Source organism: Acinetobacter sp. CFCC 11171, assembly GCF_003268405.1.
Lineage (GTDB): Bacteria > Pseudomonadota > Gammaproteobacteria > Pseudomonadales > Moraxellaceae > Acinetobacter > Acinetobacter amyesii.
Genome location: NZ_LQXP01000013.1, coordinates 59,528 through 78,759 on the forward strand (window position 1 = coordinate 59,528; position 19,232 = coordinate 78,759).

General features: G+C 42.0%; 18 protein-coding genes and 1 riboswitch. Of the genes, 7 read left to right on the forward strand and 11 right to left on the reverse strand.

Annotated elements, in window-relative coordinates:
• Positions 1-17: 17 nt before the first annotated feature.
• On the forward strand, positions 18-1,214 hold the full coding sequence (gene ftsW / locus AVJ20_RS08250) for a putative lipid II flippase FtsW (protein WP_111884862.1): 1,197 nt from the start codon (positions 18-20) through the stop codon (positions 1,212-1,214).
• On the opposite strand, the gene AVJ20_RS08255 is transcribed toward ftsW, so the two are convergent.
• From AVJ20_RS08255 to AVJ20_RS08285, 7 genes are all read right to left on the reverse strand, one after another.
• A complete protein-coding gene (locus tag AVJ20_RS08255) occupies positions 1,203-1,463 on the reverse strand; it encodes a zinc-ribbon domain-containing protein (protein ID WP_078189439.1) in 261 nt (86 codons plus the stop codon). The genes ftsW and AVJ20_RS08255 overlap by 12 nt on opposite strands.
• A gap of 85 nt (positions 1,464-1,548) precedes the next feature.
• Positions 1,549-2,466 carry a tRNA glutamyl-Q(34) synthetase GluQRS gene (gluQRS, locus tag AVJ20_RS08260; RefSeq protein WP_111884863.1) on the reverse strand — a complete coding sequence of 306 codons (918 nt, stop codon included), beginning with the start codon at positions 2,464-2,466 and terminating at the stop codon, positions 1,549-1,551.
• 4 nt (positions 2,467-2,470) lie between these two features.
• A complete protein-coding gene (gene dksA / locus AVJ20_RS08265) occupies positions 2,471-2,998 on the reverse strand; it encodes an RNA polymerase-binding protein DksA (RefSeq protein WP_078189438.1) in 528 nt (175 codons plus the stop codon).
• Between the two features lie 209 nt (positions 2,999-3,207).
• The gene (gene cpdA, locus AVJ20_RS08270) at positions 3,208-4,011 is read right to left on the reverse strand and encodes a 3',5'-cyclic-AMP phosphodiesterase (protein WP_111884864.1); all 804 of its coding nucleotides are present in this window, start codon (positions 4,009-4,011) and stop codon (positions 3,208-3,210) included.
• Between the two features lie 10 nt (positions 4,012-4,021).
• Positions 4,022-4,642 (reverse strand): NUDIX domain-containing protein, encoded by a 621-nt coding sequence (locus AVJ20_RS08275; RefSeq protein WP_111884865.1) that lies wholly within the window; start codon positions 4,640-4,642, stop codon positions 4,022-4,024.
• 76 nt (positions 4,643-4,718) lie between these two features.
• On the reverse strand, positions 4,719-6,614 hold the full coding sequence (gene thiC / locus AVJ20_RS08280; protein WP_078189435.1) for a phosphomethylpyrimidine synthase ThiC: 1,896 nt from the start codon (positions 6,612-6,614) through the stop codon (positions 4,719-4,721).
• A gap of 116 nt (positions 6,615-6,730) precedes the next feature.
• Positions 6,731-6,857, reverse strand: a riboswitch (TPP riboswitch).
• A 102-nt stretch (positions 6,858-6,959) separates the two neighbouring features.
• Complete coding sequence (locus tag AVJ20_RS08285) at positions 6,960-7,928, reverse strand: hypothetical protein (protein WP_228157186.1); 969 nt, start codon at positions 7,926-7,928, stop codon at positions 6,960-6,962.
• Positions 7,929-8,260: 332 nt separating this feature from the next.
• Here AVJ20_RS08285 and AVJ20_RS08290 point away from each other — a divergent pair, with 332 nt between their 5' ends.
• Both AVJ20_RS08290 and phoU read left to right on the forward strand, forming a co-directional pair.
• Entirely contained in the window at positions 8,261-9,616 is a 1,356-nt protein-coding gene (locus AVJ20_RS08290) for a TolC family outer membrane protein (RefSeq protein WP_111884866.1), read from the forward strand.
• An 83-nt stretch (positions 9,617-9,699) separates the two neighbouring features.
• On the forward strand, positions 9,700-10,416 hold the full coding sequence (phoU, locus tag AVJ20_RS08295) for a phosphate signaling complex protein PhoU (protein ID WP_111884867.1): 717 nt from the start codon (positions 9,700-9,702) through the stop codon (positions 10,414-10,416).
• Positions 10,417-10,473: 57 nt separating this feature from the next.
• On the opposite strand, the gene AVJ20_RS08300 is transcribed toward phoU, so the two are convergent.
• Positions 10,474-12,270, reverse strand: a complete 1,797-nt coding sequence (locus AVJ20_RS08300; protein WP_111884868.1) for an ABC transporter ATP-binding protein — start codon at positions 12,268-12,270, stop codon at positions 10,474-10,476.
• Positions 12,271-12,442: 172 nt separating this feature from the next.
• Here AVJ20_RS08300 and AVJ20_RS08305 point away from each other — a divergent pair, with 172 nt between their 5' ends.
• On the forward strand, positions 12,443-13,069 hold the full coding sequence (locus AVJ20_RS08305) for an alpha-ketoglutarate-dependent dioxygenase AlkB family protein (protein WP_111884869.1): 627 nt from the start codon (positions 12,443-12,445) through the stop codon (positions 13,067-13,069).
• 230 nt (positions 13,070-13,299) lie between these two features.
• Here the strand turns inward: AVJ20_RS08305 and AVJ20_RS08310 are convergent, their stop codons facing one another.
• Positions 13,300-14,076: an IclR family transcriptional regulator gene (locus AVJ20_RS08310; RefSeq protein ID WP_111884870.1), complete on the reverse strand. Its 777-nt coding sequence runs from the start codon at positions 14,074-14,076 to the stop codon at positions 13,300-13,302.
• Positions 14,077-14,539: 463 nt separating this feature from the next.
• Between AVJ20_RS08310 and AVJ20_RS08315 the strand changes: the two genes are divergently transcribed.
• The 3 genes from AVJ20_RS08315 to AVJ20_RS08325 are packed head-to-tail and all read left to right on the forward strand — an operon-like array spanning position 14,540 to position 17,878.
• Positions 14,540-16,639 (forward strand): FUSC family protein, encoded by a 2,100-nt coding sequence (locus AVJ20_RS08315; RefSeq protein ID WP_111884871.1) that lies wholly within the window; start codon positions 14,540-14,542, stop codon positions 16,637-16,639.
• Positions 16,632-16,838 (forward strand): DUF1656 domain-containing protein, encoded by a 207-nt coding sequence (locus tag AVJ20_RS08320; protein ID WP_111884872.1) that lies wholly within the window; start codon positions 16,632-16,634, stop codon positions 16,836-16,838. Before AVJ20_RS08315 ends, AVJ20_RS08320 begins: the two co-directional genes overlap by 8 nt.
• A 35-nt stretch (positions 16,839-16,873) precedes the next feature.
• Positions 16,874-17,878, forward strand: a complete 1,005-nt coding sequence (locus tag AVJ20_RS08325) for an HlyD family secretion protein (protein ID WP_111884873.1) — start codon at positions 16,874-16,876, stop codon at positions 17,876-17,878.
• 105 nt (positions 17,879-17,983) lie between these two features.
• Here AVJ20_RS08325 and ruvX read toward each other — a convergent pair whose 3' ends face one another.
• Both ruvX and AVJ20_RS08335 read right to left on the reverse strand, forming a co-directional pair.
• A complete protein-coding gene (gene ruvX / locus AVJ20_RS08330) occupies positions 17,984-18,427 on the reverse strand; it encodes a Holliday junction resolvase RuvX (protein WP_111884874.1) in 444 nt (147 codons plus the stop codon).
• Positions 18,420-18,974, reverse strand: a complete 555-nt coding sequence (locus AVJ20_RS08335) for a YqgE/AlgH family protein (RefSeq protein WP_111884875.1) — start codon at positions 18,972-18,974, stop codon at positions 18,420-18,422. Before AVJ20_RS08335 ends, ruvX begins: the two co-directional genes overlap by 8 nt.
• Between the last annotated feature and the right edge of the window lie 258 nt (positions 18,975-19,232).

The window sequence follows — 19,232 nt, forward strand, 5'->3', positions numbered from 1 at the left end:
ACGATAAGGAAAGTTGTATGGCTGGGTTGGCTCAGACGACCATAAATAGAATAAATGAAGTTGTAGAGCGTTGGCTTCCTCGGTTACCTGCCGAGGTCAACGTGCGCAATGTTCTGGTGTTCTGTGTTTTGGCATTGTTGTGTATTGGTTCGATCATGGTGGCATCTGCATCGATGCCTTATGCAGAACGCATGCATGAAAATGCCTTCCATTACATTTCACGACACGGGATTTCGATTGCCGCTGCCGCCGCCGCCGCCTATATCGCCTATAAAGTGCCGTTAAATGTTTGGTTTAATAACACTTTCTTTTTATGGATTATCACGATTATCTTACTGGCTGCTGTATTGGCGGTGGGTACTGAAGTCAATGGTTCTAAGCGTTGGATTCGTATTGCTGGTTTCACCTTACAGGCTTCGGAAGTCGCCAAAGTCATGATGGCGATATTTACCGCGGACTATGTGGTACGACGTGCCGAAGAAGTCCGTAATAATATTAAGGGCTTGGTGCGTTTGGCAGTGATTATGGCTGCAACTGTCGGTTTGGTCATGGCAGAGCCCGATTTAGGGGCGACTGTGGTGATTGCCTTAACCATGCTAGGGGTATTCTTCCTCGCAGGTGCACCGTTGATTCAGTTCGCAATTGCCTTTGGTGCGATCATCATGGCCTTTGTGTTCTTGATTTTATTTGAACCTTATCGTTTAGAGCGTTTGATGTCCTTCTCAAATCCATGGAATGATCCATTAGGCGCAGGCTACCAGTTGTCGAATGCATTAATGGCTTTTGGTCGCGGTGAATGGTTTGGTGTCGGCTTAGGTCATAGTATTCAAAAAATGTCGTATTTACCTGAGGCACATACCGACTTCATGTTGGCGGTTTTGGGTGAAGAATTTGGCTTCTTTGGAATTTTGACCGTATTGACGCTATCATTTGTGATGTTGGTCTGCTGTATTCGCATTGGTCATCGTGCCTTGCGTCATCAGTATTTACGTGCAGGCTACTTGGCTTATGGCATTAGTATTATCTTCTTGCTGCAAATTTTGGTGAATGCAGGCATGAACATGGGCATGCTTCCAACCAAGGGTTTGACCTTACCGTTTATTAGTTATGGGGGGTCTTCTTTGATTATCTGTGCGGTTATGGTGAGTCTGATCTTAAAGATCGATGCGACGACCAAAGAAGTGAACCCAAGTAAAGAAGAATCAAGCTTCTAAATTCGTATCTCGTTGCGGATCGGGAGATGCATGGTGCAGTACACTCGCCGGCATCTCCGTTCCACAATGGAGACATTTGACCAAGCTCGCCTTGGCTTTAGATAGTGGAATCAATGGAATAAAAAATAAAGAAAAATAATTACGTTGCTGTTTCAACTCATACTGAGTTCTGCTGCGGCAGACAGGGCAAGTAAATTGGCTCTTTTCAATGACTTTGGTTTTCGGACCAACTCCAAAAATAAAAAACATTAGGCTCTCCAATGGTCGATTGATCACTTTATTAAAGCATAATTCAATTGAATATCGAGTGATTGGCTCAGATAGGGATGTGGGTTTATTGATAGATTTGAGGCAATGCTGTGCCATGGGGAATTTGTTGAATATCCCACTGCGCAATCGCCTGTTGTAGCATAATACGTGGCGTATCCAAGTCGACTGGCGGTTGGTGTAGGGCTTGCAATGCTTGTTGCAATAAAGGTGCTGCTTGGTTTAAATCAAGAGCTTGAGCCATATTCTGTTTTGACAGTTTTTGTCCCTGATCATTCATTGCCAATGGCAAGTGCATGTATTCAAGGCGCGGATAACCCAAAACCTGTCCGAGCCAAATTTGACGTTCGGTATTGTCCAAAAGATCAGCCCCACGTACAACATGGGTCATCCCCTGTAGGTAGTCATCCACCACGACAGCAAGTTGATAATTGATAATGCCATCACGGCGTTTTAAGACAAAGTCACCCAAATCCTGTTGCAGATTGGAGCAATGCATCCCTTGTAAGCGGTCGGTAAAACAAATGTTCTGTGCATCGACTTTGATTCGAATGGCCTGATCCTGAAGAGGAAGGCCAAGATTACGACATGTACCTTGATAGATATGATTCGAACCAAGCATTTTTCGGGTGCATTGACAAGCATAGATCAAGTCTTGGGAATACAAATGTGCAATGACTTCCTCATAGATTTCTAAGCGGTCTTTTTGGAAAATGATCTCGGCATCTGGTTCGAATTGAAATGCATCAATACAACGTAAGATATGTTCTTCGCTGCCGGGAAATATACGTGGAATGTCGGTATCTTCGATACGAACCAACCATTGCCCCTGATGGGCACGGGCATCGCAGTAGCTTGCGACTGCTGTAATTAAAGAGCCAAAATGCAAAGGGCCGGTTGGCGATGGCGCAAACCGACCCACGTAATGCTCTGCAGCTTTCCCTCCCTTATCTAAAGGGAGGGCTAGAGAGGAATTACTCAACACAGAATTAACCGTTATTTTGCTTCTCTTTGATCTCTGCAAGTGTTTTGCAGTCGATACATAAAGTCGCTGTTGGACGCGCTTCTAGGCGACGTAAGCCAATTTCGATACCACACGTTTCACAGAAGCCGTAGTCATCATTTTTGATCGCTTCAATTGATTGTTCAATTTTACGGATCAGTTTACGTTCACGGTCACGTGTACGAAGTTCAATCGCAAATTCTTCTTCTTGCGTTGCACGGTCGTTCACATCTGGAAGCGCAGTATTTTCGTCTTGCATGGTATTCAAAGTACGGTCTACTTCAGACATTAACTCAGCTTTCCACGCCAATAAGATGTGACGGAAATGCTCAAGTTGCCCTTCAGACATGTATTCTTCATTCTTTTTAGGCTGATAAGGTTCAATACCAAATAAGCTTGCAGTAGAACCACCTTCAGTCGCCTTTGGCTTTGATTTGCGCACGCGTTTGGTAGACTTTTCGTCTACTACATCAGTTTGTTCGTCTAAGACTTGATTTTGGTTGTCATTCGCCATGTAGGGCATTCCTCATCATATGCATATATCTATACGCAAAAAATATGGTGATATGCAAGTTTTTTATCCACCCAACACAGAGTTTCCTTCTGTGGGGGTCGTCATCATATAGACTTTTTCTGCTTATTGATAGTCTTTGATGTTTGGATTCTAACTATCACTTTTCCTTTAGAAGCCATAAAGTAAAGCAAAAAAATCAAATTGAAAAGTTAATAACCTGAAATTTCAACATTAATTTGAGGTTGTTTTAATTTGACCCGAACAACTTCAGTTTTAAATTCACCATTATCATTCAGATAGAGTGCACGATACCCTGGTAAAGCCTCATCTAAGGCAAAATTTTCACTATGCGGTTTGAACTGAACACTGGTCGAAGGCGTCGATAAAAACTGAATATTGCGCCATTGATTAGACGAGTCTTGATGTACGTGTCCGCATAGTACAATTTTGACATTGTCATGGCGTGAAAGCACATCTATGAGATGTTCAGCGTTCTTTAGTTTATGCTGATCTATCCAATGCGATTGCATGGCAAAAGGGTGGTGGTGGCATGCCACAATGATGTGTTGCTGTGGGTGTGCTGTGAGTAACTGATCTAATTGTTCCAACTGCTGTTGTGATACCCAACCATCGACCTTTCCTTTGACCGCACTGTTCAGTAAAATCAGACACCAATTGCCTAATGCGATGCAGTGTGCCCGATCTTTCTGTTGATGAAATGGGAAGCAAGACGCTTCGTCATGGTTCCCCGGAATCTGATAAAACGGAAACGGCTGCTGTTGCATATATTCGAGATAACGCGCATAAGTACGCTCTACCGGTACTTGTGCAAGATCGCCAGTATGGACAAGCGTATCGATGTGATGATGGTTCAACTGAATTTGTTGAATCACATCGTGAAAACTCTGCTCTGGATTCATGCGGACAAATTCAAGATCTTCCTGATCCATTAAATGTGTGTCCGAGATCTGGATCAGTGTCCAGTCGTATTGTGGTGTATCCCTTAAAGTCATGTCCTTCCCCTTAGACATTCCTTGTAGTATGTATTTGTTGTTGTAACCATTGCAAGGCCATAATGACAGGTGCGTTTTTTAGCCGACCATTGGTTAATAATTCAGGAATATCAGCATAGTTTAAGATATGCAATTGAATATTCTCTCCTTCATCAGGCATGCCAAAGACTCCTCCATGTTCAGGCAGTTCTGCTTCAGCACTATAAAGGTGGAATAATTCCGCGCAGGCACCCGCAGAGGGATAAAAACTAAATAAATGCTGTAGTGCATCTAATTCACAGCCTGATTCTTCCAAACTTTCACGGCGGATGCAGCTTTCAGCAGATTCATCACCATCGAGCACGCCGGCAATAATCTCTAGTTGCCATGGCGAAGTTTCATCATCAATCGCCCCAATGCGGAATTGTTCAATTAAGGCAAATTTTTGTTGTTGATGACTATAGATCAGCACACCTGCTGCTTCAGGACGATGAATCAATTCACGCTGAATGGTTGGAATCATGCTGTCTTGATGGAATAAGCGGTGTCGAAGCTGAACTTTTTCAACTTGAATAAAGCCTTTATAAAGATGTTCACGCCCTTCAATGCTGTAATCTTTTTTGTTATATGTGGCCTGTTTAATAATATTCATAAGCGCTAATTAGGATGAAATCTTCCATTTCATCCTAACCGAGATTTTGTTGAATACAAAAGATTTTTTTTAAGCTTTACACTTTGTGGTACAACTTTTGACCATGTTCATGATAGGCCGCTTTCATGCTCTGTAAACCTGTTTCAATTTCAGGATTAGATTCTGAAGAAAGCTGCATATCTTGCTGATTTTTTGCATAATCTCTCACATTTTGTGTGATTTTCATCGAGCAAAATTTAGGTCCACACATCGAACAAAAATGGGCCGATTTATGTGCTTCTTTCGGCATGGTTTCATCATGCATGCTGCGCGCTGTATCAGGGTCTAAGCTCAGATTAAATTGGTCTTCCCAGCGGAATTCAAAGCGTGCTTTCGACAATGCATTATCACGGGCCTGCGCACCGGGATGACCTTTAGCAAGGTCTGCGGCATGGGCTGCAATTTTGTAGGTGATAATGCCATCTTTGACGTCTTTTTTATCTGGTAGACCTAGATGCTCTTTCGGGGTCACATAACACAGCATAGCCGTGCCGTACCAACCAATCATTGCTGCACCTATCGCAGAGGTAATGTGATCATAGCCCGGGGCAATATCGGTGGTGAGTGGTCCAAGGGTATAGAAAGGCGCTTCTTTGCATACCTCGAGTTGTAGATCCATATTTTCTTTGATCATATGCATTGGGACATGGCCCGGGCCTTCAATCATGACTTGTACATCATGTTCCCATGCACGGTGAGTCAATTCACCTAAGGTGCGTAATTCACTAAATTGAGCTTCATCGTTGGCATCTTGAATACACCCTGGACGTAAACCATCACCTAAACTGAATGACACATCATAGGCTTTCATGATTTCGCAGATTTCATCAAAATGCGTATACAGGAAGTTTTCTTCATGATGCGCTAAGCACCACTGCGCCATGATGGATCCGCCACGTGACACAATACCTGTTAAACGGTTGGCGGTGAGTGGAACATAACGAAGCAGTACGCCTGCGTGAATCGTAAAATAATCGACACCTTGCTCGGCTTGTTCAATCAGTGTGTCTTTGAAAATTTCCCAGGTTAAGTCCTCTGCGACACCATCAACTTTTTCTAAAGCTTGGTAAATCGGCACGGTGCCAATCGGTACAGGGGAGTTGCGAATAATCCATTCGCGGGTTTCATGGATATTTTTACCTGTCGATAAATCCATGATGGTGTCAGCGCCCCAACGAGTTGCCCAAGTCATTTTTGCCACTTCTTCATCGATGCTTGAACCAAGTGCTGAGTTACCAATGTTGGCATTGATTTTCACCAAGAAGTTACGACCAATAATCATCGGTTCACATTCAGGGTGGTTAATGTTGGCAGGGATAATGGCACGACCTTCAGCTACTTCTTGACGTACAAATTCTGGGGTGATTTCAGTTAAATTGCGTGCGCCAAAATTTTGACCGGCATGTTGGCGCATATCAACACCTTCACGCTGGCGCTGATTTTCACGAATCGCAATGTATTCCATTTCAGGGGTGATGATGCCTTGTTTGGCATAGTGCATTTGAGACACATTGTGTCCACGACGAGCGCGACGGGGTTTTGAAATATGCGCAAAACGAATCTCTGCAGTGCGGATGTCTCGAAGACGCTCTTGTCCAAATTTTGAAGTCAAGGTATCGAGTATTTCCGTATCATTACGTGACTCAATCCAAGATTCACGGACATTAGGTAGACCTTGATTCAGGTCAATTTGAATATTGGGGTCGGTATAAGCACCAGAGGTGTCATAGACCATAATCGGTAGATTTTTTTCTCCACCCAGACCTGTAGGCGTATCTGTAAGACTGATCTCACGCATTGGTACGCGAATATCTGGACGTGAGCCTTGGATATAGACTTTTTTTGACGCGGGGAGAATACGGGTGAGATCTTTAGCATCTTGTTCATGTTGAGCAGCGCGATCTGAAGCGGTGAGATTCGTTAATTGGTTCATTACAATGATCCTTATGAATGACATCAACGAATCAAGCACGACCAAAAACGTGGCAGTTTATCTGATGGATTCACCTGAAAATAAAGGCGTAAAACCAAGAGATAAGAAGGGCTTAAGTTTTTAGATGGCTTGATTCCTACGCAGGTATTAACCTGATCAGGTTCAACGGTACTCATCCTTAAATTTAGCGAACTAAATTTAGATGATCTCAGCAGGAAATTACCTGCGCTCCGTCAAGCTTTGTGCGGATATTAGCATGAAGGCTGTTTTAAAACAGTGTTATTTTTCATCGATTTTGCAGTGCAGAATTTTGGCTAGGCCCGTGTGCAATTGAACTTGCATTGGCTAAGTAGAGGACTGATTTACACAGATGGCGTCACTAAAACAGTCTTTCTTATAATGCGGATCAGGATTGCGGACACCAATTAAATTCAACAGCTGCGCTTCTGATCGCTGATTAGATGCAGCAGTATTTTGATCTAATAATTTTAAAAATAAACGCGCCTGATCTGCCAATTTGGAGTTTTTTAATTGAGCCAAGCGTTCAATTTCTTCCAAAGAACTGGCTTGAATACTGAGGCGGTCTGAAAAGTCATTGGAAACTGGACTATGTGCCGAACCAATAAATAACAATTTGCTATATTGATATAGCAATTGTTGTGCATCTTTTTTGTAGGGGCTATCTGGATATTGTTTGAGATAGTCTTCCCAAAAAATTGCACGTGTCGCAATCTCTTGCGGCTCAATGGCTAAACTTTGTTGCAGCAAGGCGGGTTGTGCATTTTGTTCAGCTAGTTTTTCAATAAAGACTTGCTCAGATTCTTCCATATAAGGCGCAAAAATTTTGGCTAAATATTCAGGACTGCGGCGATAGCGTAATTGTCCTTCACCTGCATCGAACAACTCCACATAAGCTTGGCCTTTATGTTTCAGTAAATACTGATCTCGGGCAGTGAGCTGCTCATAATGATTTTGTTGAATGGTGGGATGCTGAGCCATATCAAAGGCAAATTGTTCGAACGCCATTTGCTGTTGAGCTGTACGTTCAACATGTAAAAAGTTGCGATACATTTGATTGGACAAACGCAGTAATTTTTTTTGTTCGTCCGCTTTTAATAGCGGTAAGCAGACTTTGAGATCTTGGTTGATTTGTTCTAAAGCGAAAGTTGTTCGTTGATCGTCTATTTCCAGCATGTTTTTTTCAAGTTTTCTGCACAGCAAAGACAAATCGACTGCTTCTTTTTGAACAGTCTTATTGTTGGGAAACTCTGGTGCAGGTTGAGGTTCAGGCTGTTGTTGGCATCCATTCAACATACTGAAACATAAAAACATTGCACTAAACTTTGCAGGCAGCTGAAAAAAATTTGACACAGGAACTCGATGCGCTATAGAAGTGGTATTGTCCGATGGAATGTCGACTATTTTATAGATGAAACACGTGCAATATGTGTACTATTGTACAGTTCTTTGTTATAGCGTTGTGAGTAGTGTCCGAAAACGACTGAAATTATCCGGTTTTGTCGCATTTGATATAAAAAATTAATAAAAATCATACGGAAATTTGCAAGGATATGATTAGTATCTGCTTAGTTTTAGGCTTGAATATTCAATCTCGGGTATTTGAATATTAGGAATTTACAAAAAAAATGAACAAAAAAGTTGTGGTGGGTCTTTGTTTGCTTTTCACGAGTCAATGGGCGTGTGCGCTAGATCTTGTGCAAGCTTATGAACGTGCAAAACAAGAAGACCCCAATTGGCAAGCCAATAAACTACAATATGAAGCGGATAAATTGAATTTGGGGATTGCCAATGGGAACTTACTCCCGACGGTAACAATCTCCGGAAATGTGACCCGAAAAAATCAAAATTCCAACCAAAGTGGCGCTCAAGCAGGGCTGATCATGCCAGACAGCACCACAACAAGACAAATTGCGCTCACTGCCCGTCAGCCCATTTTTCGTTGGGATGCATGGGAGGGGCTGAAGCAAGTCAAGACCTCGATTAACTTAAGTGAAATCAATCTGCGGATTCAAAAACAAGATCATATTTTAAATGTCTCTGAAGCTTATTTTAATGTCCTACGTCAGCAAGCATTGACGGTTGCCAACTTACAAGAAGAACAGGCGCTATCTGAACAGCTGCGCATGATGAATGCTAAATTAAAAGAAGGCTTGGTGGCAAAAAGTGATGTCAGCGAAGCCAATGCTCAATATCAAAATGCTCGGGCCAACCGCATGGCAACCAATGTTCAATTGGTTTTGGCGCAGGAACAATTACAACAGTTGATTGGGCCATATCGAGAAAATTTGGCGGTGTTACGTGAAGATTTTCAGTTTGAAAAACCGATTCCAAACAATATACAAGCGTGGGAAGAACTGGCTCAGGAGCAGAACCTAGGCATTTTACAAGCGCGTATGCAACAACGTTATGCGGAAGATGGTAAACGTGTCGAAAAAGCCGCCTTATATCCTCAGATTGAAGCGGTAGGGACCTATGGGTATAACAAGCAAAGTCCACAATCCATCATGTCGCAAGATGGTCAATTTGATCAGGTGGGGATTGAAATGAACTGGAATGTGTTTAATGGCGGACGGACACAGAAATCCATTAAGCAAGCGTCGATCAATGTTGAGAAAAGCCAAGCTCAGGTGGATGCAGCGATTCGAAAAGCACAAACCGATGTAAAAAAATCATATATGCAAGTCGAAACGGATCAAAGTAAATTACAGGCACGTAAAGCCGCGATGGATTCTTCCGCGCAAGTGTCTTTGGCCTCACAAGCCCAGTACCAAGAAGGCCTGAAAACCATGGTTGATGTGCTACTGGCACAGCGTAATGCCTTTTCAGCCCGTCAAGATTATTTAAATTCCAAGTACGATTATTTAATACATGTACTGCAACTCAAAGCCTCCGTTGGGAAATTAACGGAAGCTGATTTAGTGGAAATGAATGCATGGTTGGTCGATCAGAAAAATCAGCCATCGATCCTACTAAAGAAATAGGCCATGGTCATAAAAGTTTCACAATCAATATGCTTTAATATGGCACTAAAATCTGCCGATTCACGTTGTAGTGGAGACTCGCTTTGCCTAATAATCCTGTTTTAAATCATCACATTTCTTCGCAATTCAATGAAGAGTTGCAGGATGTGCATACCAAATTTATGACCATGGGTGGTTTGGTGGAGCAGCAGGTTACAAATGCCATTCATGCCTTATTGGATACGGATGCAACGATGGCGATTGATGTTCAATTTCAAGACAATACGGTGAACCGTATGGAAACTGAAATTGATGAAGCGCTTACCCTGATTTTGGCGCGTCGTCATCCTGCTGCGATTGATTTGCGCATGGTGATTGCGATGTCGAAAGCCAACACCGATTTAGAACGGATTGGTGATGAAGCGGCAAAAATTGCCCGTATTGCACAAAGCTTGTGTGAAGAGGGTGGTTCACCGCGTGGTTATATGGAAACACGTCATATTGGCAACCAAGTCCGCGTGATGATTCATGATGCGCTCGATGCCTTTGCACGTTTGGATGTGGATCAGGCTTTACGTGTCCTTTTGGCCGATGCTGATATTGACCGCGAGTACCAATCGGCAACCCGTACCCTCATGACGTATATGATAGAAGATCCACGCCACATTACTCGGGTCATGAATGTACTTTGGGTGCTGCGTTCACTTGAACGTATTGGTGATCATGCTCGAAATATCTCTGAACAAGTGATTTATATGGTGAAAGGTCTAGATGTTCGTCACACCAGTGTTGAAGAAATTGAGCAAAAAGTTCAGCGTTAATTGATTAACATCAAGATGAACGAAGCCCATCAAACGATGGGCTTTTTCGGTCTAAAATTAACTATGTGTTTCTTCGTCTTCCTCAAAAGTTCGGGCAATTTTGTCAATATTCAAACTTTTTGCCATCGCATCAAAGATTTGCTTATAGGCACCTTCTTGATGGTACAAATTATGATGCTCCCCGTGTTCTACGATTTGTCCGTCTTTCATCACATAGGTGTAATCAGCATCGATAATTTGCGACAAACTATGCGAAATCATGATAACGGTACGCCCTTGCTTAATTTGATCCAGACTATTTTTAATTTGTTCAGCCGCGATAGCATCTAAACTTGCAGTCGGTTCATCTAAGAAAATAATCGGCGGATTTTTTAGGAACATGCGTGCCAAGGCAATGCGCTGTTGCTGTCCACCTGAGAGCAGTAAAGCATCGGCTTCATAGGCATGTGGCAGTTTTAAGATCTGATCATGGATCGAGGCTTTTCGTGCTGCATCAAAGACTTCTTGCTCTGTGGCTGTACTTTTGCCATAGCGAATATTTTCAAAAATTGAACCTGGGAAAATATGATTTTTTTGTAAAACCAAACCAATATTTTCACGTAAATACTGTGTATCAATCTGTTCTAAATCGATGCCATCAAGTTTGATATTGCCCGCTTGAGGATGATAAAACTTATCCAGTAAGCTAATTAATGTCGATTTTCCAGCGCCAGATAAACCAACCAAGGCGGTAATTTTATTTGGTTGGATGGTCATATTGATACGGTGCAATGCCTGAAAACCATTGGGATAGCTAAAGTCGACATTGCTTAATTCAAACTGACCTTGAATCGGAGGTTGAGCAGTGCCACTGGTTTCAATTTCATGATCCGCTTCTAAGATGTTAAAGAAGCTTTCTGAATAAATCATCGCAGAGTTAATTTCATCATAGATACGATGCAGCGAGCGAATCGGGGCAGAGACATTATTAAATAACAACACGTGATACATAATCATCCCGATACTCATTTGCCCATCCAAAACAAAATAGGCCGTCAGAATGATGATCAGCACTACACCGACCTGTTCAATAAAGGTTTTGAGTCCGTCAAAGATATAACTAGTTTGCCGTGTCTGCATCTGGTTTTCAGTCAGCGACTTTTGCAGATTTAATTGCTTTTTCGATTCGACGGCTTCTTTGTTAAAAGATTTAATGACCGTTATCGAATTGATAATACTCAGAATACCTTGATTTTTCTTTTCAAAATTATCGCGTAGGGCACGGCGTTTGCCTGCCAGTTTTTGTGATTGTTTGAAGGTCAGCCAAAAATAAATCGGCACGATAATTGTGGCCACCACGCCAACCCAAACATTGGCATAATACATTAAGCCCAGTGCAATAATCGCACTGGTAAATAGCGGTAAAATATCAATAAAAAAGATTTGAACCAGTCGTGTGAGCGAGCTAACCCCCCGATCAATTCGAGTTTGGAGTTTGCCTGCTTGGTTGTCTTGTTGATCGAAGAATGCCAATCGATAGGTGATAAATTTTTCAATAATGCCTTGGGACAAATCCTGAGAAATTAAAATACGTAATTTTTCACCAAACGATTTTTGTCCAAATTGCACGATGGCATTGATGACTTCTTTTCCCAGTAAGACTACGGTGATGGTGATTAATATATGCCAACCATTCGCTAGACCGAGGCCTTGTTGTAAAATCTGATTGATGCTGTCTACAGCATATTTGAGTGTCAGGGCATTCACCTGTGCCGTGAGTGAGCCAATTAAGGTCAAGATCAGCGTCACGACCACCAGCCAGCGGTATGGCTGTACAAATGGACGTAATTTTTGGAAAAGCTGCCACAGGTTCATAAGCAATTATTTTTATTGTGAATATGAGCTTTAGTCTAAGACTGAAAATTCTATGCGACAAGTAATGACAATGTTTTGATTTGTGACGAGAGTTTTTCGGCTAAGATATTTTTTAAATGTGCTCACGACATCAGCATCACGCTGCTGTGCCAAACAGTGTTGAGTTGAACCGATGAATTTTGAATTATTTACGCCTGAACCGCATGCAAATCTGTTGCCCTATGATGGTGAAGTTGAAGATTATGGATTGATCTTCAATGCTGAAGACAGTGATAAATATTTACGCTATTTCCTCACGCAGTTGGCTTGGCAGCATGATGAAGTCATTTTGCATGGACAGTATTTTCAAACGGAACGAAAAGTGGTTTGGTATGGAGATGCTCATTATGAGTATCACTATTCAGGCATGCAAAAGCAGGCATTGATCTGGAATCCAGCTTTACTGCGCTTAAAGCAACATATTGAGCAACGGGTGGGTCAGACGTTTAATTCCTGTTTGGCCAATTTATACGAAAATGGTACGCAAGCGGTGGGGTGGCATAGTGATGATGAGCCATCTTTGCTTTCACCCACACAGCAGGTGGTGATCGCATCTTTGAGTTTTGGCGCAAGCCGAAAGTTTTGCTTTAAACATAAAAGCACTCAAGAGAAAGTACAGCTTTTACTGCAAAGTGGACAGTTGATCGTGATGCGTGGGCAAACCCAACGATATTGGAAACATGCCCTAATGAAGTCGATGAAAGTGACCGAGCCGAGGGTGAATTTAACCTTTCGTTATTTCTATGATCAACAGCCGTAAAAAAAGCCCATATCTAGATGAGCTTTTTTCTTTCTCTGAGGAAGAGTATAGAGACAATCAACTGAAATCATGGAACACATGGTTGAGATGACTACTAAAGAACAATAATCATATTATGATAATTTATCCAATATTTATAATTAATAAATTCAATTAATAATATAAATTTATCAGATTAATTAAATATCATCTTTACAACATCGCATCAGTTGTGCGCAAACTGATCAGATTTAAATGGCGTCCGATTCTTCCATCATACTGCTGTATTTTTTCTCAATACGCGCTGTACAGTCTTGCATCATTTCTACGATTTTTTGAAAATTCATAAATTCAAAACGATTTTTAGACGCCAATAGGGTCAAAGCAAGCGGGGGTTCTTTACTGGAAAATTTAATCGGAATCGATAGGCTCGACATATTCGGGTCAACTTCACCATTGGAAAAATAATAACCCTGCTTTTTAATCTTTTTCATTTGCTGCATAAATTCTTCTTCATTATGCGCAAAACCAACTTGAGATAACTCGTCCGCAAAACGGTGGTAATAATCTAAAATCCGTTGCTTAGGTAACTGCGACAAAATCACTTTAGACGATGAGCCTTTGTACATTGGACGTGGGCTACCTCGACCATATGCCAAGGCAGTATAGTCCTTATACAGTTCATGATGTACATCAATACATGAGTCGATATTCAGATGCGTCAATAAGCAACAAGACTCTGTGCGTTCCACAATTTCTTTCATGAAGGGAATGCTAATTTGCACCAATGGATCGGTGGTGCGAGAAATAAAATCAAGCACAGCAATTTTTGAACCCAGTGTGTAATCGCCAGAAGTCCCACTGAGGCGCTGCAATAATTCAGCAGAAACCAGTTCTTTTAAATAGCGATAGCTCGTTGGTTTAGATAAGCCTAATTCTTCACTAATAATGTCGACATTGATGATGGGACGAGCAACTGAAAATAAGTCGAGTACGGTGAGAATTTTACCAAAACTGGAAAGCGCCATAAGAACCTGCTTGGTCACAATAAAAATGAATCGTTAAGTTACTTTATAACAAATTGCTCGGCCTGATGTTGCGCTTTTCTACACTGGAAATGAAACAAATCTGAAATATCACAGGGTTTCTTGGGTTATTCTGATAAAAGCATAATAAAAAATTGAAATACGCATTTAAAATATAGGTAAATTATCAAAATAAGATATTTATATTGACTTTAATTTGTTTTTTTAGCAAAATTGTTGTGAAAATATCTTATATTGAATAAATATTGCCCATTCTTTCGATGCGCAGGCAATGTTGCACACTACTTTTTGTATTCAAATGGTTTGAAACACGATTTGAATCGCTTCTTTACTTATTGAAATTTCTAGTCATTCCTGTGCCGTGATACAGGTTGTGCTGTCGAATGTTTAAGCATTCGATACGAGGCCGTTTTCACTAAAAAGAAGCAAACCGACGAGATCAATCATGCTGCTGACGAAACAAATACTCGCTTTTCGGCCCAATAAAATGGACTGGATTTTTGCGACCAAAACGTTCATCGCGGGCATGTTGGCATTGTATGTAGCCTTTGTACTGAATTTGGCTTATCCGATTTGGGCAATTGGCACCGTTTTCGTGATCGCGAATCCATATTCAGGGATGACGTCTTCAAAAAGTTTGTATCGTGTATTAGGAACATTCTTAGGGGCGGCTGTGTCAGTGGTGACACTGCCACATCTTATTCATATGCCAGTACTGTTTACGGTTTTTTTGGCTGTTTGGGTTGGTTTTTGCCTGTATTTGTCACTGCTAGACCGTACGCCTCGTAGTTATGTTTCCATGTTGGCGGGTTATACCACGGTCATTATCTGTTTTAACGTGGTGTATTTTATTGATACCGCTTCGATCTTCGATATGGCCTTGGGGCGTTTTCTTGAAATTACGGTGGGTGTGGTCTGTAGTGCCATCGTGACTACGACATTATTTCCAATGCATATTGGCCCTGCAGTCGAAACACGGGTGAGTAAAACCTTTGCCGATACCAAAGAAATTTTTGATCAGATTTTATTAGAGCCTGCCGAACTAGAAAATTATTCAAAAAATCTCGGCAATATTGCACGAGATATCGCGGATATACATGTCATGGCGGTGCATTTGTCTTATGAAAAATCCACCTTAAAAGGTATGACACGTCCATTGCAGGAAATCTTGCATCAGTTGAGTTTGTTGGTCAGTAACTTGGTGGCCATGTCTGAGCGGATGAAACAATTAGACGGTCTGGACACACATTATCGGACGGCACTCAAGCAAGCCCATGAACATATTGCCGCGTTTTTATTAGATCGACATCAGATTGAGGAAAGTGAACTTAATCAATTACCTGAACAATTTGAGCAAGATTTTCAACACATTCAGACACAGGCATTGCCAACACAGCAGGTGATTTTGGGTAGTCTAAAAATGGATATTCGCCATTTTATTCAGAATATCCGTGCGATTCGTCTGCTTTGGCAGCGGGTACAGCAAGGCGACTCCACTTTACCGGCCACACTGACCGCCTTGGGTAATAGTCATTATCCGACTTTGCACCGAGATGCGGGGGTTGCTATTCGTGGCGGGGTGTCTGCATGTTTGATTATTTTAATTTCTACGGGTTTTTGGATCGTTAGTGGTTGGAAAGCTGGATTTATGATGGCTGAAATGGCTGCGATCAGTGCTTGTATTTTAACTGCAATGGATAATCCTGTTCCTGCATTGAAAATGTTTATTCGCGCGAATATGTATGCAGCGGTCGTGGTCTTTATCTACGCCTATGGCATTTTCCCGCATGTGACCGCTTTTTGGCAGTTGATCGTGGTATTAGCACCGTTTGTGATGTTCTGTCTGATGCTATTTTTACATCCGCCTTTGATTGGGATCAGCTTGCCACTTTTGATGGGGACCATCATGGGACTGAATTTTCAAAACCGCTTTAGCCTCGATCAGGTGTTTTTCTTTGATGCATCGATTGGGACGGTTTTGGGACCCATTATTTCGGTGTTTATTATTCATTTAGTGCCTGCGATGTCACCAGATATGACGGCCCAACGCATACTTTCACAGCATTACAAGGCACTGCGTCAGGCTTTATATCTGCCATACGGCTTACCGTTTCGGGTGCATTTACGCAGTATGTTGGACCGAATCGGCATCCTAAATAGCAAAATGGTGCAATCAGGGAACTTGAAACAACAGATCGAGTGGGCTTTGGTGGAAGCCAGTGCGGTGATTGATTTGACCCGCTTGCAAGAACTCATGAATAAACTCGATCCGAATGATGCACTGCTCAGCGAACTCGAAGAGTTACAACAAGATTTAGATGACTATTTTCGTGCCATGGAACAAGGGCAAAAGAATGTCTTTATGAGCTTGAAACAGCAAATTGTAAAGCGAATTCACCGATTAAATCAGGCCGTTCAGAGTGTTGAGAATGATGATGTTTTACATCGTATTCAGTATTCACTGAACAATATTCAAAGCAGTTTGTGTCATGTCCTAACACAGCAGACTCCAAATCATTTACAGGTCGAGGCACAACATGGGTGAGCTAAATGTATATGGCATTTATGTGCCCATTCTATTGATTCAAGCGGTATTGGCCTATCTGTTATTGCGGGTCATCATGCGTTTGCTTGACCGATGGATGGCGCAAGATTGGGTGCCGATGTCCAATATTTTTTATTTGGGTGTATTTGTGATGTTGCTTTGGCTGGTGCATGAAATCTTTATTTTCTGCCAGTTCTAAGCCCCTAAAAAAAATGAAATGATTGAGGTAATCGTATGACCAATTTGAATGTCCGAAAATATGTTCGGCCTGTATTGTTGATAATCGTGCTATGCGGCGCATTACTTGCGCTGAAACATATTTGGGACTATTACAATTCGGAACCATGGACGCGTGATGGACGGGTACGTGGTGACGTGATTCAAGTGTCATCGGATGTTTCTGGTTTGGTCACAGACGTTTTGGTTCAAGACAACCAACAAGTGAAAAAAGGCCAAGTGTTATTTCGTATAGATATGGCACGTCAAGCGTTGGATGTTGAGCAAGCCAAATCTGACTTGGCGAAAGCCAAAGCAGGATTAGCAGGGGCTGAAGCACAGCTTGCTGAAGCCAAAGCAAATCTAGTGAAGTCACAAGCCAATATCAACCTTGCAAATAAAAATGCAAATCGTTATGCAAGTTTGATGGACGGTGCGATTTCAAAAAAAGAACAAGATCAAATGTTTGCAGTACGTGATCAATCACATGCAGAGCATGAGCAAGCTCAGGCCGCGATTGAACAAGCCAAAGCCAGTGTGGTGCAGCAAAAAGCCCTAATTGAAGCAGCGAATAGCAGTTTGCATTTGGCTGAGTTGAATTTAAAACGTTCGGAAGTGGTTGCACCGACTGATGGAACATTGTCTAACTTTGAACTCAAAGCAGGGAATTACGTCAAAGTAGGCCAAGCCGTAGCGGCCTTAATTGACCGTCAACAATTGTATGTTGTGGGATATTTTGAAGAAACCAAACTGGATAAAATCTATGTTGGCGCACCTGCAACAATCCAACTGATGGGAAGTTCTGAAGTTTATAAAGGCCATGTACAAGGCGTTGCAACAGGGATTGAAGACCGTGAACGCACCTCGACTGATGGCTTACTTGCCAATGTTAATCCAACCTTTAGTTGGGTCCGTTTGGCACAGCGTGTACCAGTGAAAATTGTACTGGATGAAGTACCGCATGATCAGTTGGCTTTTGTCGCGGGTCGAACCACCACGATTCATATTGTGGATAAAAACTAAGTTATCCCCAATCATTTCATTTGCGCAGCATTGAGTGATCAATCTTGCGCATAAAAAAGCATCCTCTTTTGGATGCTTTTTTATTTGCCTGTTTGTTGAAAGCGCTTAAGGTTTTAGCCCGACTGGATTTCGATACCAACTTTCAATAAACAATGCTGCAGCAAGGCTGTCGGCAGAAAGATTCTTCGCACGGCCTTGGGCTTGATAATGATCTAATTCATCACGCGCTTCACGTGTCGTTAAGCGTTCATCGACCATCAAGGTTTCAATATTGGTTTGGTGGCGAAGGCGTCGTGCAAATTTACGCGCACGTGTGGAGAGTTCAGACTCGCTATCATCCATATTGAGCGGTAGACCCACGATGAACAAATCCGGCTGATACTGTTTCACAATCTTGAGTAGATTATCCCAATTGGGAATGCCATCTTTCATGGGAAAGAGTGGCAGGGGATTTGCACTTTCAATCAAGGCTTGTCCCACAGCTATGCCTGTTTTTTGTGTGCCAAAGTCAAAGGCCATAATCATTTGATATTGTGGTAAATCAGGCATGTCCAATCTCAGATGATAACCACGCGCGGTCTACGCCCATTTTTTTATAGGCAGCGTCCCAGCGGTCGTCATAAGGTAAGTTAAATATTAAATCCATGTCTGAGTCACAAATGAGCCAATCACCCCGAGCAATTTCTTCTTCTAATTGGCTTTTACCCCAACTGGCATAGCCTAGAGCCACCTGATAACGACCCACACCTTCATTGTGTGCAATCGCATCTAAAATATCTTTAGACGTGGTAATGCAGACATTTTCACCTACAGCAATAGACGAATGCCATGTCGGTTGACCGGTATGAAGAACAAAACCTGCCTCTGGGCGCAAAGGACCACCTTGCAACACTTCATGAGGATGCACATTATCTGCCTCAATTTCCAAATCATTCAAGAGTTCTTTGATCTGCAAGCCCGAAGGACGATTAATAATGATGCCTTGAGCGCCATCTTCATCATGTCGCGCTAAATAAATCACCGTATTGGCAAAGAATTCATCGTTCATTTCGGGTGGAGCAATCAGGCAGCGGTGTGTGAGGTATTGTTTAGTCACCTAATGGCTTCTCCTTATTGGGGTAAGTTTCATTCTTGGGGGTGAATTGCATTCGAATAACGTTGTATTTATCAACATACTAGACTCACAAGTTTTCAACAATGAGTTTTTCTGCAAATTCAATATTTGTCATGCTCGACCAGTGAGGGACATGCTAAAAATCTTCATCGTGCAGGCAGGTCTACAGTACGGTGAATTGTAAAGCGATGATTGGTGATTTGAACAACAGCAGTACAAAAGTGAGGAGAAGATATACGT

What these genes read in the sequence shown, in the direction of transcription:
- ftsW (WP_111884862.1), top strand. Translation starts at nt 18, where the DNA reads ATGGCTGGGTTGGCTCAGACGACCATAAATAGAATAAATGAAGTTGTA.
- AVJ20_RS08255 (WP_078189439.1), bottom strand. Translation starts at nt 1,463, where the DNA reads ATGTTTTTTATTTTTGGAGTTGGTCCGAAAACCAAAGTCATTGAAAAG.
- dksA (WP_078189438.1), bottom strand. Translation starts at nt 2,998, where the DNA reads ATGGCGAATGACAACCAAAATCAAGTCTTAGACGAACAAACTGATGTA.
- cpdA (WP_111884864.1), bottom strand. Translation starts at nt 4,011, where the DNA reads ATGACTTTAAGGGATACACCACAATACGACTGGACACTGATCCAGATC.
- AVJ20_RS08275 (WP_111884865.1), bottom strand. Translation starts at nt 4,642, where the DNA reads ATGAATATTATTAAACAGGCCACATATAACAAAAAAGATTACAGCATT.
- thiC (WP_078189435.1), bottom strand. Translation starts at nt 6,614, where the DNA reads ATGAACCAATTAACGAATCTCACCGCTTCAGATCGCGCTGCTCAACAT.
- AVJ20_RS08285 (WP_228157186.1), bottom strand. Translation starts at nt 7,928, where the DNA reads ATGTTGAATGGATGCCAACAACAGCCTGAACCTCAACCTGCACCAGAG.
- AVJ20_RS08290 (WP_111884866.1), top strand. Translation starts at nt 8,261, where the DNA reads ATGAACAAAAAAGTTGTGGTGGGTCTTTGTTTGCTTTTCACGAGTCAA.
- AVJ20_RS08300 (WP_111884868.1), bottom strand. Translation starts at nt 12,270, where the DNA reads ATGAACCTGTGGCAGCTTTTCCAAAAATTACGTCCATTTGTACAGCCA.
- AVJ20_RS08305 (WP_111884869.1), top strand. Translation starts at nt 12,443, where the DNA reads ATGAATTTTGAATTATTTACGCCTGAACCGCATGCAAATCTGTTGCCC.
- AVJ20_RS08310 (WP_111884870.1), bottom strand. Translation starts at nt 14,076, where the DNA reads ATGGCGCTTTCCAGTTTTGGTAAAATTCTCACCGTACTCGACTTATTT.
- AVJ20_RS08315 (WP_111884871.1), top strand. Translation starts at nt 14,540, where the DNA reads ATGCTGCTGACGAAACAAATACTCGCTTTTCGGCCCAATAAAATGGAC.
- AVJ20_RS08320 (WP_111884872.1), top strand. Translation starts at nt 16,632, where the DNA reads ATGGGTGAGCTAAATGTATATGGCATTTATGTGCCCATTCTATTGATT.
- AVJ20_RS08325 (WP_111884873.1), top strand. Translation starts at nt 16,874, where the DNA reads ATGACCAATTTGAATGTCCGAAAATATGTTCGGCCTGTATTGTTGATA.
- ruvX (WP_111884874.1), bottom strand. Translation starts at nt 18,427, where the DNA reads ATGCCTGATTTACCACAATATCAAATGATTATGGCCTTTGACTTTGGC.